General features: G+C 59.3%; 16 protein-coding genes. 13 read left to right on the top strand and 3 right to left on the bottom strand.

Annotated features, from left to right (window positions below; genetic code table 11):
* Positions 1-7: 7 nt before the first annotated feature.
* The 5 genes from phnL to phnP are packed head-to-tail and all read left to right on the top strand — an operon-like array spanning position 8 to position 3564.
* Positions 8-688: a phosphonate C-P lyase system protein PhnL gene (gene phnL / locus ACMWLG_RS23030; protein ID WP_045402434.1), complete on the top strand. Its 681-nt coding sequence runs from the start codon at positions 8-10 to the stop codon at positions 686-688.
* The gene (phnM, locus tag ACMWLG_RS23025) at positions 685-1821 is read left to right on the top strand and encodes an alpha-D-ribose 1-methylphosphonate 5-triphosphate diphosphatase (protein WP_045402437.1); all 1137 of its coding nucleotides are present in this window, start codon (positions 685-687) and stop codon (positions 1819-1821) included. The genes phnL and phnM overlap by 4 nt, the downstream gene beginning before the upstream one ends.
* Positions 1818-2369, top strand: a complete 552-nt coding sequence (gene phnN, locus ACMWLG_RS23020) for a ribose 1,5-bisphosphokinase (RefSeq protein WP_100245679.1) — start codon at positions 1818-1820, stop codon at positions 2367-2369. Before phnM ends, phnN begins: the two co-directional genes overlap by 4 nt.
* Positions 2362-2796, top strand: coding sequence for an aminoalkylphosphonate N-acetyltransferase (gene phnO, locus ACMWLG_RS23015; protein WP_045402443.1), 435 nt, complete (start codon positions 2362-2364; stop codon positions 2794-2796). The genes phnN and phnO overlap by 8 nt, the downstream gene beginning before the upstream one ends.
* Positions 2797-2805: 9 nt before the next feature.
* On the top strand, positions 2806-3564 hold the full coding sequence (phnP, locus tag ACMWLG_RS23010) for a phosphonate metabolism protein PhnP (RefSeq protein ID WP_045402446.1): 759 nt from the start codon (positions 2806-2808) through the stop codon (positions 3562-3564).
* Between the two features lie 50 nt (positions 3565-3614).
* Here phnP and yjdP read toward each other — a convergent pair whose 3' ends face one another.
* On the bottom strand, positions 3615-3938 hold the full coding sequence (gene yjdP / locus ACMWLG_RS23005; RefSeq protein WP_033144428.1) for a DDRRRQL repeat protein YjdP: 324 nt from the start codon (positions 3936-3938) through the stop codon (positions 3615-3617).
* 69 nt (positions 3939-4007) lie between these two features.
* Entirely contained in the window at positions 4008-6290 is a 2283-nt protein-coding gene (locus tag ACMWLG_RS23000) for an ATP-binding protein (RefSeq protein WP_045402449.1), read from the bottom strand.
* 181 nt (positions 6291-6471) lie between these two features.
* Between ACMWLG_RS23000 and ACMWLG_RS22995 the strand changes: the two genes are divergently transcribed.
* The 7 genes from ACMWLG_RS22995 to lpxO all read left to right on the top strand — a co-directional run bounded on the left by ACMWLG_RS22995 (position 6472) and on the right by lpxO (position 13698).
* Positions 6472-7992 (top strand): sugar ABC transporter ATP-binding protein, encoded by a 1521-nt coding sequence (locus tag ACMWLG_RS22995; RefSeq protein WP_045402451.1) that lies wholly within the window; start codon positions 6472-6474, stop codon positions 7990-7992.
* On the top strand, positions 7989-8984 hold the full coding sequence (locus ACMWLG_RS22990) for an ABC transporter permease subunit (protein ID WP_045402454.1): 996 nt from the start codon (positions 7989-7991) through the stop codon (positions 8982-8984). Before ACMWLG_RS22995 ends, ACMWLG_RS22990 begins: the two co-directional genes overlap by 4 nt.
* 32 nt (positions 8985-9016) lie before the next feature.
* A complete protein-coding gene (locus ACMWLG_RS22985) occupies positions 9017-9958 on the top strand; it encodes an ABC transporter substrate-binding protein (RefSeq protein WP_021242935.1) in 942 nt (313 codons plus the stop codon).
* Between the two features lie 126 nt (positions 9959-10084).
* Entirely contained in the window at positions 10085-10771 is a 687-nt protein-coding gene (locus tag ACMWLG_RS22980; protein WP_045402457.1) for a D-lyxose/D-mannose family sugar isomerase, read from the top strand.
* 10 nt (positions 10772-10781) lie between these two features.
* Positions 10782-11642 carry a ketose 1,6-bisphosphate aldolase gene (locus ACMWLG_RS22975; protein ID WP_023310075.1) on the top strand — a complete coding sequence of 287 codons (861 nt, stop codon included), beginning with the start codon at positions 10782-10784 and terminating at the stop codon, positions 11640-11642.
* On the top strand, positions 11642-12646 hold the full coding sequence (locus ACMWLG_RS22970; RefSeq protein ID WP_023310074.1) for a carbohydrate kinase family protein: 1005 nt from the start codon (positions 11642-11644) through the stop codon (positions 12644-12646). Before ACMWLG_RS22975 ends, ACMWLG_RS22970 begins: the two co-directional genes overlap by 1 nt.
* 143 nt (positions 12647-12789) lie before the next feature.
* Positions 12790-13698, top strand: a complete 909-nt coding sequence (gene lpxO / locus ACMWLG_RS22965) for a lipid A hydroxylase LpxO (protein ID WP_023310073.1) — start codon at positions 12790-12792, stop codon at positions 13696-13698.
* A gap of 3 nt (positions 13699-13701) precedes the next feature.
* Here the strand turns inward: lpxO and ACMWLG_RS22960 are convergent, their stop codons facing one another.
* Complete coding sequence (locus ACMWLG_RS22960) at positions 13702-14433, bottom strand: response regulator (RefSeq protein ID WP_045402460.1); 732 nt, start codon at positions 14431-14433, stop codon at positions 13702-13704.
* A 255-nt stretch (positions 14434-14688) separates the two neighbouring features.
* On the opposite strand from ACMWLG_RS22960, the gene fdhF reads away from it, so the two are divergent.
* Positions 14689-16836 carry a formate dehydrogenase subunit alpha gene (fdhF, locus tag ACMWLG_RS22955; RefSeq protein ID WP_080298645.1) on the top strand — a complete coding sequence of 716 codons (2148 nt, stop codon included), beginning with the start codon at positions 14689-14691 and terminating at the stop codon, positions 16834-16836.
* Positions 16837-17182 lie beyond the last annotated feature (346 nt).

Raw genomic sequence — 17182 nt, 5'->3', positions numbered from 1 at the left:
GGCCAACATGATCCGCGTAGAAAACGTAAGTAAGACCTTTGTGCTCCACCAGCAAAACGGCGTGCGCCTGCCGGTGCTGCAAAATGCCTCGTTAGAGGTCAGCCGCGGTGAATGCGTGGTGCTGCACGGCCATTCCGGCAGCGGAAAATCCACCCTGCTGCGCTCCCTGTATGCCAACTATCTGCCGGATGAAGGCCACATCCGTATTCGCCACAACGATGAGTGGGTCGATCTGGTGCAGGCCCCCGCGCGTAAAGTGCTGGAAGTGCGCCGCACGACGATCGGCTGGGTGAGCCAGTTTCTGCGGGTGATCCCGCGGATCTCCGCCCTGGACGTGGTGATGCAGCCCCTGCTGGATCTGGGCGTGCCGCGAGAAGCCTGCGCCACCAAAGCCGCCAGCCTGCTGACGCGCCTCAACGTGCCGGAGCGCCTGTGGCATCTCGCCCCGTCGACCTTTTCCGGCGGCGAGCAGCAGCGCGTCAATATCGCCCGCGGATTTATCGTCGACTACCCGATTTTACTTCTGGATGAACCCACCGCCTCGCTCGACGGTAAAAACAGCGCCGCCGTGGTGGAGCTGATCGAACAGGCCAAAGCTCGCGGCGCGGCGATCGTCGGGATCTTCCACGACGAAACCGTACGCAGCCGCGTGGCGGACAGATTGCACCCGATGGGGACAAACGCATGATTATCAATAACGTCAGGCTGGTGCTGGAAAATGAAGTCGTTGATGGCTCGGTTGAAGTTCATGAAGGCGTTATTCGCGCCTTTGCCGAAACCCAGAGCCGTACTTCTGAAGCGATGGACGGTGCAGGCGGCTGGCTGCTGCCGGGGCTGATTGAGCTGCATACCGATAATCTGGACAAATTTTTCACCCCGCGCCCGAAGGTAGACTGGCCCGCCCATTCGGCGATGAGCAGCCACGACGCGCTGATGGTCGCCAGCGGCATCACCACCGTGCTGGACGCGGTGGCGATTGGCGACGTGCGCGACGGCGGCGATCGCCTGGAGAATCTGGAGAAGATGATCAACGCCGTGGAGGAGACGCAAAAACGCGGCCTCAACCGCGCCGAGCACCGTCTGCACCTGCGCTGCGAGCTGCCGCACCACACCACCCTGCCGCTGTTTGAAAAGCTGGTCGGACGCGAGCCGGTCTCGCTGGTCTCCCTGATGGACCACTCGCCGGGGCAGCGCCAGTTCGCCAACATTGAAAAGTATCGTGAATACTATCAGGGCAAATATTCTCTCAGCGATGCGGAGATGGCGCGCTACGAGGAGGAGCAGCTGGCGCTTGCGGCACGGTGGTCGCAGCCTAACCGTCTCAGGATTGCGGCGATGTGCCGGGACCGTAATATCGCGCTGGCCAGCCATGACGATGCCACACACGATCACGTGCTCGAATCCCACCAGCTTGGCAGCGTTATCGCCGAATTTCCCACCACGTTCGAGGCGGCTGAAGCCTCCCGCAGGCATGGCATGAACGTGCTGATGGGCGCACCGAACATCGTGCGCGGCGGCTCGCACTCCGGCAACGTCGCGGCAAGCAGGCTCGCTTCCCTCGGCCTGCTGGATATCCTCTCGTCCGACTATTACCCCGCCAGTCTGCTCGACGCGGCGTTCCGGGTGGCCGACGACGAGGGCAACCGCTTTACGCTGCCGCATGCGATTCGCCTGGTGACGAAAAACCCGGCCTCGGCGCTTAATCTGCAGGATCGCGGCGAGATAGCCGAAGGCAAGCGGGCGGATCTGGTCCTGGCCCACCGCAGGGGCGAGCACGTTCATATCGACCACGTCTGGCGTCAGGGAAAGAGGGTGTTCTGATGGGAAGACTTATCTGGCTAATGGGGCCGTCCGGCTCCGGTAAGGACAGCCTGCTGTCCGCCTTACGGCAGCAGGAGCATCCCCAGCTGCTGGTGGCGCACCGGTACATAACCCGCGCGGCCAATGCGGGGAGTGAAAACCATATCGCCCTGAGCGAGCAGGAGTTTTTCACCCGCGCCGGGCAAAATCTACTGGCGCTGAGCTGGCACGCCAATGGCTATTACTACGGAATCGGCATCGAGACCGATCTGTGGCTGCATGCGGGGTTCGACGTGCTGGTCAACGGCTCGCGGGCGCATCTTTCGCAAGCGCGCGCCCGCTATGGGGCGGCCCTGCTGCCGGTCTGCCTGCAGGTTTCACCGGAGGTCCTGCGCAGCCGGTTGCAGAGACGGGGACGTGAATCCGCCCGCGAGATCGACCAGCGGCTGGAGCGTGCGGCGCGCTACACCCCGTCCGACTGCCATATCCTTAATAACGACGGAAGTTTGCTACAGTCAGTCGAGACCTTTTTATCGCTTATCCGTCAGAAGGAGAAACAGCATGCATGACTGTACGCTTCGTCCCGCCACCGCCGACGATGCGCAAATCGTCTATGCGTTAATCTGCGAATTGAAACAGGCCGAGTTCGATCGCCAGGCGTTTCACGCGGGCTATCTTGCCAATCTGCAGGATCACAACATGCGCTACCAGCTTGCCGAACTGGACGGTCAGGTCATCGGCATGATCGGCCTGCACCTGCAGTTTCACCTCCATCACGCGCGCTGGATCGGCGAGATCCAGGAGCTGGTGGTGATGCCGCAGGCGCGCGGGCTAAAGGTGGGCAGCCAGCTGCTGGCCTGGGCGGAAGGGGTGGCACGAGAGGCGGGCGCGGAGCTGACCGAGCTCTCCACCAGCGTGAAGCGCACCGACGCCCACCGTTTTTACGTCCGTGAAGGATATACGCAGAGCCATTTCCGATTCACCAAACCGCTGTAGAGGTGCGTTATGAGTCTGACGATCGCGTTAACAGGAACCGGAAGCGCCCAGCTCGTACCGGTCTTTGGCTGCGACTGCGCGGCGTGCCGCCGGGCGCGCCTGCAGGAGACCTATCGCCGTCGCCCCTGTAGCGCGGTGGTCAAATTCAACGATGCGGTGACCTTGCTGGACGCGGGTATTCCGCACCTGATGGACGACTGGGCTGCAGGCAGCTTTCAGCAGTTTTTGCTGACCCATTACCATATGGATCACGTCCAGGGACTCTTCCCCCTGCGCTGGGGCGTGGGCGCGACGATCCCCGTCTACGGTCCGCCGGATGAAGCGGGCTGTGACGACCTGTTTAAACATCCGGGGATTCTGGATTTCAGCCATACGGTCGAACCCTTTGTCATGTTTGAGCTTCAGGGAATGCGGGTTACGCCCCTGCCGCTCAACCATTCGAAACTGACCTTCGGGTATTTGCTGGAGTCAGCCCACAGCCGCGTGGCCTGGCTTTCCGACACCGCCGGGCTGCCGGAAAAAACGGTGAAGTTCCTGCTCAACAACCAGCCGCAGGCGATGATTATCGACTGCAGCCATGCACCGCGCGACGAAACGCCGCGAAACCATTGCGATTTAAATACCGTAATTGCGCTAAACGAGGTGATTGGCTGTCCGCAGGTGATCCTGACCCACATCAGCCATCAGTTTGACGTGTGGATGATGGATAACCCGCTGCCCGACGGCATTGAAGCAGGGTATGACGGGATGGTGCTGGTTCTGGATTAGTTTTCTCCCTCTCCCATGGGAGAGGGTTGGGGTGAGGGCAACAGGCCGACTTAGCCTCGATCGTAATCGTCTTCCAACCTGCGCTCGTCCTCTTCCAGACGACGTCTGTCGTCATCCAGCTGTCGCTGGCGCTCGTCTAAACGGCGGCGCCTGTCTTCGAGCTGCCGACGACGATCGTCGTACTGTCGACTGTCGATTTGACGGCTGCGGTCATAACGATCGTCGTCGTCATTGCTTCGGCTGCTGCTGGGGTTGTAGGCATCGTTGATCGCCTGCTGAATGTTGCCAATAGCATCATCAACAATGTCGGCATGAGCCAGTTGGCTGGTGAGAGACAGCAGACCAAATAACAGAGCAGTTGAGTAACGTTTCATAAGGCCAGACTCGCAGGTGAACTGGCTTTACGATAATCAACGGCAGGAAACGGGGGTAGCGGAGGAATCTCAAATTACCATTACCTTGCGCAGCGCCTGAGCCAACTGCACCCGCGTAAACGGCTTACGCAGTAACGGAACGTCCGGCAGCTGAGGATTATGCGCAGGCCGTAAATCCTGGCCGCTGATCAGCAGCACCGGAAGCTGCGGATAATGATTACGCACATGGCTAATCACCTCGGCGCCGCTGAGGCTGCCGGGCAGCATCAGGTCGCTGATAAACATGCCAATATCCGGTGAAGCCTCCAGCATATTCAGCGCCTGTTCGCCGTTGTCCGCTTCCAGCGTCAGGTAGCCGAGCTGATGCAGCTGCTCGCAAAGGGTTTGCCGAACATCGGCCTCATCTTCCAGCACCAGGACCAGCCGCTCGCTATCGACGGAGGCGGTAGCTGACAGCGCTTCATCGTCTGCAGCAGCGGGCAGCGTCGAGCGCGGGAGGTGAAGCCGCACGGTCGTTCCCTGCCCCGGCGCGCTCTCGATCTCCACGCGACCGCCGGACTGGCGGACAAAGCCGTAGACCATCGACAGGCCTAATCCGCTTCCGCTCCCGGTCTGCTTGGTGGTGAAGAACGGCTCAAAGACCCGGGATTTCACCTCCTGCGACATGCCGCTGCCGCGGTCAATGACCTCCAGCGCCACCATATCCTGCCTGCGCCCGTCGCTGCGGGTGACGCGCTGATTCCAGGTCCGGATTTTAATCACCCCGCTTTGCCCTTCCATCGCATCGCGCGCGTTCATCACCAGGTTGATGATGGCGTTTTCCAGCTGGCTAACGTCAATCCACGCGGGCCATGCCGGGGTTTGCGCTTCAATCTCCAGGCTCAGGGTGGCAGGCAGGGAGTGGCGCATCAGTTCCCTGAGGTTCTCCAGCAGCGGCAGCATCTCTACCGCATGCGGCGTCAGGGACTGCTTGCGGGAAAATGCCAGCAGGCGCTGCGTCAGTAAGGCACCACGCTCGGCCGCCTTCAGCGCCCGGGTAATGCGCGGCGCGTCTTTCGATTCGGGGTCGGTGAGCTCAAGGCTGCCGATGATCACCGCCAGCAGATTGTTAAAATCATGCGCCAGCCCGCCGGTCAGCTGTCCAACCGCCTTCATCTTCTGGCTGTGCAGCAGCGCCTCTTCCAGCCCCTGACGCTCAACGCGGTCGATCTCCATCTGCGTGGTTTTCTCTTTCAGCAGGCGCGTGGTGTGCTCAAGCGAGGCGGTATTGCGGGCAAACACGTTAAACGCGCGCGCCAGTTCACCGAGCTCATCGCGCCGCTGGAGGGCAGGAACGGACACGTCCTGTTCGCCGTGAGCAAGGCGCGACATCGCCCGGGAAATCGCCGTCAGGTTAGAGGCCAGATTGCGGTAGATATACCAGCAGGCGCACCCGGTGATGATCAGCGCCAGCACGGCGAAGATGCTGATAAACACGCTAATGGACTGCAGCTCGTGATGGCTCTGGGCCGTGCGAAGCCGGGAGGCCTGCGCCACCTGCCCGACGTACTGATTAATATCGCTGTTGAGGATCGCCACCAGCGCCTTGATGTGGAACATATACCAGCTTATCGCCAGATCGCTCTCATCCAGCTGCTTCGACAGCGGGGCGAGCCTGCCTAACTCGGCATTAAAATCTGGCAGAACCTCCTTCACGACCGGCTGTACGGCACTCCGGGGCAGCGCTGCGGCCACGGCGTCCAGCTGCTGAACGGTCGCGCGCGGCGAAGGAGTGTCGATGGCGGCGGCGATCAGCCGGTCCATCTCCATCAGCTGCTGCGCATCCGGCACGTTGCTGTCGTAACGGCGGTTGATGTCCTGAAGATGACGCAGGTAGCTCTGGCTTTGATACAGCGAGCTCAGCAGCGCGTTACGCTCCAGATGGCGGCGCTGTCCGCGCTCAAGCATCTCCGTCACGCTCTGCTGTAGCTCATTGCTTCGTTGAATAATGCGCGCCACCAGCGCCGGCTCCTGCTGCGCCAGCGGCGCATCCGCAAGCTGTTCCAGCGAGCGGCGCAGGGCCATTTGCGTCTGCTTAAGGCGCTCGGCTTCGCCTTTGTACTCCAGCGCCCCGACGACCTGTGAAAGCCGCACCGCCGCCGTCGCCACGTTGGCGGTATCGCGGGCCAGGTTCATGCTGCCGGTCATGTCATCCAGCGTTTGCTGCTGAACCTGCTCCTGGATTTGACTAGCGTGACGAAAGCCGAGCACCGCCACGCCGCTCACCATCAGCGTCACGGCGACCACCAGCAGATTAAAAATCAGCAGTCGGCCTCGGGCGCTGGCGAAAAAGGGCGGACGGCGTGATGGCATGGGTTTGGGCTCCTGAGTGGTTTGGTGCCCTCACCCTGGCCCTCTCCCACCGGGAGAGGGAAAAGGAAAATGTGATGGCGATTAGCTATTCATAACTATGACAAATATGAACAGCTTCTGACATTTTGCATTTACGCACCTGTGATGAAGTGCAGATATCGGCATTCGCAGGAGATCCGCCATGAGCAGAACCCCGGTATTAGAGATGCGCAGCATTGCCAAAACGTTTGGCAGTTTCCACGCGCTCAAGGGTGTGGATTTGACGGTCTTTCCCGGAGAGATCCACGCGCTGATGGGCGAAAACGGCGCGGGAAAAAGCACGCTGATGAAAATCCTCGCGGGAGCCTATACCGCCACCAGCGGTGAGATCCTGATCGACGGTCAGCCGTTTCACATTAAAGGGCCGAAAGATGCGCTGGCCGCAGGCATTACCCTGATTTATCAGGAGATGCAGCTCGCGCCCAACCTGACCGTTGCCGAAAATATCTTTCTTGGCAGCGAGCTGTCGCGCGGCGGGATGGTGCAGCGCAAAGAGATGGCCGCCCAGGCGCAGGCGGTGATTGAGCGCCTCGGCGCACAGTTCAATGCTACCGACCTGGTGATGAAGCTGACCATTGCCGAGCAGCAGCAGGTGGAAATTGCCCGTGCGCTGCACCGCAACAGCCGCATTCTGGTGATGGATGAACCCACCGCCGCCCTCTCCTCGCGGGAAACCCACCGCCTGTTTGAACTGATTTTGCGCCTGCGCGATGAAGGGATGGCGATCATCTATATCAGCCACCGCATGGCGGAAGTGTATGAACTTTCTGACCGCGTCAGCGTTCTGCGCGACGGGCAGTACGTCGGCAGCCTGACGCGCGACAAGCTAAACGCCTCCGAGCTGGTGCGCATGATGGTGGGCCGCCCGTTAAGCGACCTGTTCAACAAGGAGCGTGATATTCCCCTCGGCAACCCGCGTCTCAACGTCCACCACCTCACCGACGGTAAAAAAGTACAGCCGTGCAGCCTGCAGGTGCGTTCCGGTGAAATCGTTGGGCTGGCGGGCCTGGTCGGGGCCGGACGCTCCGAGCTGGCGCAGCTTATCTTCGGCGTGCGTAAAGCCACCGGCGGCATGATTGAGGTCGACGGCGAGCCGGTGGTGATCCACTCCCCGCGTGCGGCCATCGAAAACGGCATCGGTTTTCTCACCGAAAACCGCAAGGAGCAGGGGCTGTTTCTGGAGCTGGCGGCGCAGGAGAACATCACCATGGCGACGCTGGAGCGCGACGCGACCTTCGGTATGTTAAACCGCAAAAAAGCCCAGTCGATTTCCGATGACGCCATTGCATTGCTCAACATCCGCGTGCCCCATTCGCAGGTGCGCGCGGGCGGGCTGTCAGGCGGCAATCAGCAAAAGCTGCTGATCTCCCGCTGGGTGGCCATCGGCCCGCGCATTCTGATCCTGGACGAACCCACGCGCGGCGTGGACGTCGGGGCGAAAAGTGAGATCTACCGCATCATGAACCAGATGGCGCGCAAAGGGGTGGCGATTTTAATGATCTCCAGCGAGCTGCCGGAAGTGGTGGGCATGAGCGACCGGGTGTACGTGATGCGGGAAGGCAGCATTGCGGGTGAACTCCACGGGCGCGACATCTCTCAGGAAAACATTATGACGCTGGCAACCGGCGTGAACGACACTCATCATCAGGCGGTGCAATCATGACAACTCCAACCCATCCGCAGCAGGTGGCGAAATCCGCCTCCGCCAAAAAAATGCTGATGAGCGATCTGATGCAAACGGTCGGTATCCTGCCGATTCTTATCCTGATTGTGGCGGTATTTGGCTTTATCGCCCCGAACTTCTTCACCGAGAGCAACCTGCTCAACATTACCCGTCAGGCGTCGATCAACATCGTGCTGGCGGCGGGAATGACCTTCATCATCCTAACCGGCGGGATTGACCTCTCCGTGGGCTCGATTCTGGGCACCACGGCGGTAGCGGCGATGGTGGTCTCGCTTATCTCTGAATTTGCCATGCTCTCCATTCCGGCCGCGCTGATGCTCGGCATGGTGCTGGGACTGTTCAACGGCGCGCTGGTGGCCTTTGCGGGGCTGCCGCCCTTTATCGTGACGCTCGGCACCTATACGGCGCTGCGCGGCGCGGCGTATCTGCTGGCGGACGGCACGACGGTCATTAACTCCAACATCAGCTTCGAGTGGATCGGCAATAACTACCTCGGCCCGATCCCGTGGCTGGTGGTAATCGCGCTGGCGGTCATTGCTATCTGCTGGTTCATCCTGCGCCGCACCACGCTCGGCGTCCACATCTATGCGGTGGGCGGCAACATGCAGGCAGCGCGACTGACCGGCATTAAGGTCTGGCTGGTGCTGCTGTTTGTCTACGGCATGAGCGGCCTGCTCTCCGGGCTTGGCGGAGTGATGAGCGCCTCGCGCCTCTACAGCGCCAACGGCAACCTCGGCACGGGCTACGAGCTGGATGCGATTGCGGCGGTGATCCTCGGCGGCACCAGCTTCGTCGGCGGGATCGGCACGATCACCGGCACGCTGGTCGGCGCGCTGATCATCGCCACACTCAATAACGGCATGACGCTGATGGGCGTCTCCTACTTCTGGCAGCTGGTGATCAAAGGGGCGGTGATCATCATAGCGGTGCTGATCGACAAATACCGTACCCGACACCATCAAAGTGCATAACAACAAAACCCTACAGCTTCGAGGAAAACCATATGCGTTTGAAACCGTTAGTGACCGCGCTCTGTGCTGGCGCGCTGCTTGCCGCAACGCCGTTTGCGCAGGCAAAAGATCTGAAGTCCATCGGCGTGACGGTGGGCGACCTGGCCAACCCGTTCTTCGTGCAGATCACCAAAGGTGCCGAGCTGGAAGCGCGCAAGCTGGCTGGTGATAACGTCAAGGTGACGCTGGTCTCCAGCGGTTACGATCTGGGCCAGCAGGTGGCGCAGATCGACAACTTCATCGCCGCGAAGGTGGACATGATCATCCTCAACGCTGCGGATTCCAAAGGGATCGGCCCGGCGGTAAAGCGCGCGAAGGACGCCGGGATCGTGGTCGTTGCGGTTGACGTGGCGGCGGAAGGGGCGGATGCGACCATCACCTCCGATAACACCCAGGCGGGCGAAATGGCCTGTAAGTACATTACCGATCGCCTGAAAGGCAAAGGCAACGTGGTGATCATCAACGGACCGCCGGTCTCTGCGGTGCAAAACCGCGTCGAAGGCTGCCAGACGGAATTCAAAAAACATCCGGATATCAAGGTGCTCTCGGATAACCAAAACGCCAAGGGCAGTCGCGAAGGCGGTCTGGAAGTCATGACCTCCCTGCTGGCGGCCAATCCGAAGATCGACGGCGTGTTTGCGATTAACGATCCGACGGCGATCGGTGCCGATCTGGCCGCGAAGCAGGCTCAGCGCAACGAGTTCTTTATCGTCGGCGTGGATGGTTCCCCGGACGGTGAGGAAGCGCTGAAGCGCGAAAACTCGCTGTTTGTCGCAACCCCGGCGCAGGATCCGCAGGTGATGGCGGCAAAAGCGGTGGAGATCGGCTATGACATTCTACAGGGTAAACCTGCGCCGAAAGCGCCTGTGCTAATCCCGGTGACGATGATCGATAAAAAGAACGTCGGTACCTATAAGGGCTGGACGGTTAAGTAACTTCGGTGCGGCCTGATGCCCTCACCCTAACCCTCTCCCACAGGGAGAGGGAACTTACTCCCCCTCTCCCTCAAGGGAGAGGGCCGGGTGAGTGCTAAGGTTTTGCAATAAAAGCCAGGAGTCCCCATGAAACGCTCCGACATCAATGAAATTCTCGGCCACACGCGACAGTTCTTTTCCATGCACGACGTGCATCTCCCGCCGTTTGCCAGCTTCCCGCCCACAAAATGGCAGCAGCTTGACCAGGCCGCCTGGCAGGAAGTGTTCGACCTCAAGCTCGGCTGGGACGTGACGGCGTTCGGCGGCAACAGCTTTGCCGCTGAGGGCCTGACGCTGTTTACCCTGCGCAACGGCTCGCCCAACGGCGTGCCATATGAAAAGTGCTATGCCGAAAAAATTATGCACGTGCGTGACGGCCAGGTGACGCCAATGCATTTTCACTGGCGCAAGCGGGAAGACATCATCAACCGGGGCGGCGGGAATCTGATTATTGAGTTATGGAATGCCGGGGCGCATGAAGAGACGGAAAACACCGACGTGACGGTCACCGTCGACGGCTGTCGTCAGACCCACGCGCCCGGCAGCCAGCTGCGCCTCATGCCAGGGGAAAGCATCTGTCTAACACCCGGTCTGTACCACAGCTTCTGGGGCGAACGCGGCTTCGGCGACGTGCTGGTTGGGGAGGTGTCATCGGTAAACGACGACGAGCACGACAACCACTTTTTGCAGCCCATTGCCCGCTATAACAACATCGAAGAAGACGAACCGGCGCTGCTGGTGCTGTGCAACGAGTACAACCTGTTTCGGATATAAGGAGTAAATGATGCCATTGATCTCTCTTGCCGACGGTCTGGAGCACGCCAGGGCGCATCGCTACGCGCTGGGCGCGTTTAACGTGCTCGACTCCCACTTCCTGCGCGCGCTGTTCGCCGCCGCGAAGCAGGAACGCTCGCCGTTTATCATCAACATCGCCGAAGTACACTTTAAGTATGTGTCTCTGGATTCGCTTGTCGAAGCGGTGAAGTTCGAGGCCGCCCGTCACGATATTCCCGTGGTGCTCAACCTCGACCACGGCCTGCATTTCGAGGCGGTGGTGCGCGCCCTGCGCTTAGGGTTCAGCTCGGTGATGTTTGACGGCTCTACGCTAAGCTATGAGGAGAACATTCGCCAGACGCGGGAGGTGGTGAAGATGTGCCACGCGGTCGGCGTGTCGGTGGAAGCGGAGCTGGGCGCGGTCGGTGGCGATGAAGGCGGCGCGCTGTACGGGCATGCGGATGAAGCGTTCTTTACCGACCCGCAGCTGGCGCGCGAATTTGTCGATTCAACCGGCATTGACGCGCTGGCGGTGGCCATCGGCAACGCGCACGGCAAATACAAGGGCGAGCCGAAACTCGATTTCCCACGCCTGGACGCCATTCGCCAGCAGACGGGGCTGCCGCTGGTTTTACACGGCGGCTCCGGGATTAGCGATGCCGACTTCCGCCGCGCCATCGAGCTGGGCATTCATAAAATAAACTTCTATACCGGCATGTCGCAGGCCGCACTCGCCGCCGTGGAGCAGCGCATGGCGAACCGCCAGCCGCTGTACGATGAGTTTGCCGAGCTGCTGCTGGGGATAGAAGAGGCGATTACCGATACGGTCGCCGAACAGATGCGCATCTTCGGCAGCGCGGGGCAGGCATAATGGAACGCAAAGGCATCATCGCCGCAGGCAACATGCTGGTGGATCACGTCCACCAGATCGTGCAGTGGCCGGAGCGCGGCTGGCTGGCGGAAATCACCCACAGCGAACGCTCAACCGGCGGCGCGCCGCTCAACGTGCTGCTGACGCTGGCAAAAATGCACGTTGGCCTGCCGCTGCAGGCAGTGGGGCTGATTGGTGAAGATGCCGACGGGGACTACATTCTGGCGATGCTCGACCAGTACCACGTCAACCGCCAGCGCGTGCAGCGCACCACCTTTGCCCCGACCTCCATGTCGCAGGTCATGACCGATCCCAGCGGACAGCGCACCTTCTTCCACTCGCCGGGCGCCAACCGCCTGCTGGATCTTCCCGCCTTCGATCGCTTAGACGGATCGATGAAGATCTTCCATCTCGGCTACCTGCTGCTGCTCGACAGCCTGGATATGCCCGATGACGAGTTCGGCACCCGCAGCGCGCGCCTGCTGGCGCAGATGCGCGACCAGGGGTATGAAACGTCGCTCGATCTGGTGTCCCGCAAGGGCGACCCGCGCTATCAGCCGCTGGTGCTCCCTGCCCTGCGCCATCTGGATTATCTGGTGATTAACGAGCTGGAAGCCGGGGAGTTTAGCGGGCTTGAGATGCGCGACGGCGACGATGCGCTGAATATCGCCCATATCGCCGATGCCGCGACGCAGCTGCTGGCGGCAGGCGTGCGTCAGCGGGTGGTGATCCACTGTCCGGAAGGCGCATGGGGTGAAGCGCCGGGTGAGCAAGGCCGCTGGATCCCATCATGGTTGCTGGAGCAGAAAGACATTGTCGGCAGCGTCGGCGCGGGCGATGCGTTTTGCGCGGGGTTTTTATACGGCTGCCACGAATCGCTCCCGCTCACGGAGAGCATTTATCTGGCGCACGCCTGCGCGCGCGCAAGCCTGCTGGCCGCCAACGCAATTGACGGCGCGAAAACGCTGGCCGAGCTGCAGGCGTTTATTCGCGAGAGCACTTAATTTAACAAAAATTGCGATTTTTCATTACAGTTCTATGAATTTTGTATCCCCGAACTACACTCTCTCCATCTGGCATATTCGGCGTGGGCAGCACTCTGCCCGCACGCTTTTCCGAAATGAGATAGAAAGAGGACAAGGGAAAAATGTTCGCAGCCATCATCATCGGTATTTTCATTATCAGCGTTATTTATGCGCATTCACGCGGCAAAGAAAAACAGACGCTTTCTCGTCAGCTCTTTGACCATTCGACGTTCATGGCGCCCATCAATATGTTTATGACGGCGTTTTCTTCCCTGCCCGCCAGGCAGCCATTCTTTGAAACAGAGCGCTTCCCGGAATTAAATAAGCTGACGGAAAACTGGCTGGTTATTCGCGAAGAGGCCCTGCGTTTACAGCATCATATTAAGGCGGCGCAAAATAATAACGACGCTGGCTTTAACACTTTTTTTAAACGCGGCTGGAAACGTTTTTATCTGAAATGGTATGCCGATGCCCACCCCTCTGCGCAGTCTTTATGCCCGGTGACGACCCGGCTGGTGAGTGAAATCCCCTCGGTGAAGGCGGCCATGTTTGCCGAGCTGCCGGCGGGTGCAAAGCTTGGCAAGCACCGGGATCCTTATGCGGGCTCGGTTCGTTACCATCTGGGCTTATTCACACCGAATGACGACCGCTGCTTTATTGAAGTCGACGGGCAGCGCCACAGCTGGCGGGATGGTGAAGCCGTTATTTTTGATGAGACCTACGTCCACTGGGCAGAGAATAAATCGGATCAAACGCGCATTATTCTTTTCTGTGATATTGAACGTCCGATGAAATGGCGCTGGGCGCAGGCGGTTAACCATTGGGTGGGAACCACACTGATGTCCGCAGCCAGCTCACCGAATGACGAGAATGACAGCACCGGCGGCATTAACCGCATTTTTAAATACGTTCATGCGGCCCGCGAACGAGGACAGCGTCTGAAAAAAAGGAACCGTAAAGCCTATTACGCCCTCAAGTATCTGTGCATCGTCGCAATTTTTGCCGCCATCATTGTTCCGGCGATAACGTAAGCCTTATGCCGCCTGCTCGGGCCGGCTCACATCGGTAGCAAACACGTAACCCAGCCCGCGGATCGTTTTGATGAGCGCAGGCTGATGCGGGTTAGCCTCTATTTTCCGGCGCAGGCGCATGATCAGCACGTCAATCGTGCGATCGAACACGTCGGCGCTTTCGCTGTGGGTCAGCTCAAGCAACCTGTCTCGGCTCAGCACCCGACGGGCATTTTGCGTGAGCGCCAGCAGCAGGCCGTACTCGCCCTGGGTTAAGGGGACGGGATTGCGCTGCGGATCGCTCAGCTCACAGCGGGTGGTATCGAGCGTCCATCCGTTAAAAGCAATGCCCGCTACGGGCGCTGCCGGGACTTCAGCAGCCAGCACGCCCGTACGGCGCAATACCGCTTTAACGCGGGCGACCACCACGCGCGGGTTGAACGGTTTGCCAATATAATCGTCGGCCCCCATCTCCAGCCCCACCACCACGTCTGACTCACTGCCCAGCCCGGTTAACATGATCACCGGTAGCGCCGGGCGCTGCTTTTGCAGCTGCAGCAAAACCTGTAAGCCATTGATATCAGGCAGCATCATATCCAGCAGCACCAGCGCGATATTTGGCTCCTGCTGTACCTGCCGCAGTGCATCCTGGCCGTTATGGCAGACAAGCACGCTAAAGACGTGCTCGCTCAGCACGTCCTGAAGCAGTTCGCAGACTGCCGTATCGTCATCAACCACCAGAATCGCCGGTTTCATCGTATGCTTCCGTCAGGGGATTATGTTAAGTCTGAACTATTCTGCCGTCGGCTCCAGTCAAAAGGTTTTTTCAGTGACGGAAATTCAACCCATGTCACATCCGCCGCCCTGTCGACACGTCAATTTTGACGATTGACTGCTTTTTGTCAGGGTTTTCACCCGGATGGGCCGTAAAGTCAGGGGATACCCATACAAAAAACATGGCATAGAAGCTGCATAGTGGGTGAGAATGATTCGATTAACTGGAGCAGACTGATGAAAAAAGTCGTCACGGTTTGCCCTTATTGTGCCTCAGGTTGCAAGATCCACCTGGTGGTCGATAACGGCAAAATCGTCCGGGCGGAGGCCGCACAGGGGAAAACCAACCAGGGCACGCTATGCCTGAAAGGTTACTACGGCTGGGATTTTATTAACGATACCCAAATCCTCACCCCGCGCCTGAAAACCCCTATGATCCGCCGCGAGCGCGGCGGCAAGCTGGAAGCCGTCTCCTGGAGCGAGGCGCTGGATTACGTCGCCACGCGTCTGAGCGCCATCAAGGCCAAGTATGGCCCGGATGCGATTCAGACCACCGGCTCTTCACGCGGGACGGGGAATGAAACCAACTATGTGATGCAAAAATTCGCGCGCGCCGTTATTGGAACCAATAACGTCGACTGCTGCGCTCGCGTCTGACACGGCCCATCGGTTGCAGGTCTGCACCAGTCGGTCGGTAACGGCGCAATGAGTAATGCCATCAACGAGATAGATAACACCGATCTCGTCTTCATCTTTGGTTATAACCCGGCGGATTCTCATCCTATCGTCGCGAACCACGTTATTCGCGCTAAGCAGAACGGGGCGAAAATCATCGTCTGCGATCCGCGCAAAATTGAAACCGCGCGCATTGCGGACATGCACATCGCGTTGAAAAACGGCTCGAACATCGCGCTGTTGAACGCAATGGGGCACGTCATTATTGAGGAGAACCTGTACGACCAGGCGTTTGTCGCCACCCGTACGGAAGGCTTTGAAGAGTATAAGAAAATAGTCGAAGGCTATACGCCTGAATCCGTCGAAGCGATCACCGGCGTCAGCGCGCAGGAGATTCGTCAGGCGGCCAGGATGTATGCCGGGGCGAAAACCGCCGCCATTCTGTGGGGCATGGGCGTGACCCAGTTCTACCAGGGCGTGGAAACCGTGCGTTCCCTGACCAGCCTCGCGATGCTGACCGGCAATCTGGGTAAAGCGCACGTCGGCGTTAACCCGGTGCGTGGTCAGAATAACGTTCAGGGTGCCTGCGATATGGGCGCGCTGCCGGATACCTATCCGGGCTACCAGTATGTGAAGTTCCCGGAAAACCGCGAGAAATTCGCGAAGGCCTGGGGCGTGGAAAGCCTGCCGGAACACACCGGGTATCGCATCAGCGAGCTGCCGCACCGCGCGGCGCACGGCGAGGTGCGTGCGGCCTACATCATGGGTGAAGATCCGCTCCAGACCGACGCCGAGCTGTCTGCGGTGCGCAAAGGGTTTGAGGATCTGGAGCTGGTGATTGTCCAGGATATCTTCATGACCAAAACCGCGGCGGCGGCGGATGTGATTTTACCGTCGACCTCCTGGGGCGAGCATGAAGGCGTCTACACGGCGGCGGACCGCGGCTTCCAGCGCTTCTTTAAGGCGGTCGAGCCGAAGTGGGACCTGAAAACGGACTGGCAGATCATCAGCGAAATCGCCACCCGCATGGGCTACCCGATGCACTACAACAACACCCAGGAGATCTGGGATGAGTTGCGCAGCCTGTGTCCGGACTTCTACGGTGCAACCTATGAAAAAATGGGTGAGCTGGGATACATCCAGTGGCCGTGCCGGGATGAGTCCGAAGCCGACCAGGGAACGTCATACCTCTTTAAAGAGAAGTTCGACACCCCGAACGGGCTGGCGCAGTTCTTCACCTGCGACTGGGTCGCGCCGATCGATAAACTCACCGACGAGTATCCGATGGTGCTCTCCACCGTGCGTGAAGTGGGCCACTACTCCTGTCGTTCGATGACGGGTAACTGCGCCGCGCTGGCGGCGCTGGCGGACGAACCGGGCTACGCGCAAATCAACACCGCCGACGCAGCGCGCCTCGGCATTGAGGACGAAGCGCTGGTGTGGGTGAACTCGCGCAAAGGCCGGATCATTACCCGTGCGCAGGTCAGCGATCGTCCGAACAAAGGGGCGGTCTATATGACCTACCAGTGGTGGATTGGCGCCTGTAACGAGCTGGTCACGGAGAACTTAAGCCCGATAACCAAAACGCCGGAGTATAAATACTGCGCCGTACGCGTGGAGCCGATTGCGGATCAGCACGCAGCGGAACAGTACGTCATCGACGAATATAACAAGCTGAAAGCCCGACTGCGCGAAAGCGCAATGGGTTGAAGCCGTTAATTCATCAGTGAATAAAGGGAGTGAGATATTCACTCCCTTTTTATTTCTGATTAACTCATCAAATAAATCAATTATTAGTCTGGAAAGCGGCTCGCAGAAATAATGTAATTTTCGCGAAAAAGAATTACATCTTTTCATTTTAATTCAGAGGGATAAGATGTGCGGCGGGTGCTTAAGACTTTCTGTCTTGAGCATTGTTGAGGGACAGAAAGTAGAAAGCCCCGGGAAATTTTCATTTACCTGTACTGCACCCATTTTGTTGGACGATGAAATGGAATAGTCCCTGATATGTCAAAGCCAAAATACCCCTTCGAAAAGCGCCTTGAAGTCGTGAATC

It is taken from the genome of Enterobacter sp. 01-M-02-SI-ECC, from assembly GCF_047530595.1.
GTDB classification, from domain to species: Bacteria; Pseudomonadota; Gammaproteobacteria; order Enterobacterales; family Enterobacteriaceae; genus Enterobacter; species Enterobacter cloacae_M.
This window is presented reverse-complemented; position numbering and strand designations above follow the sequence as displayed.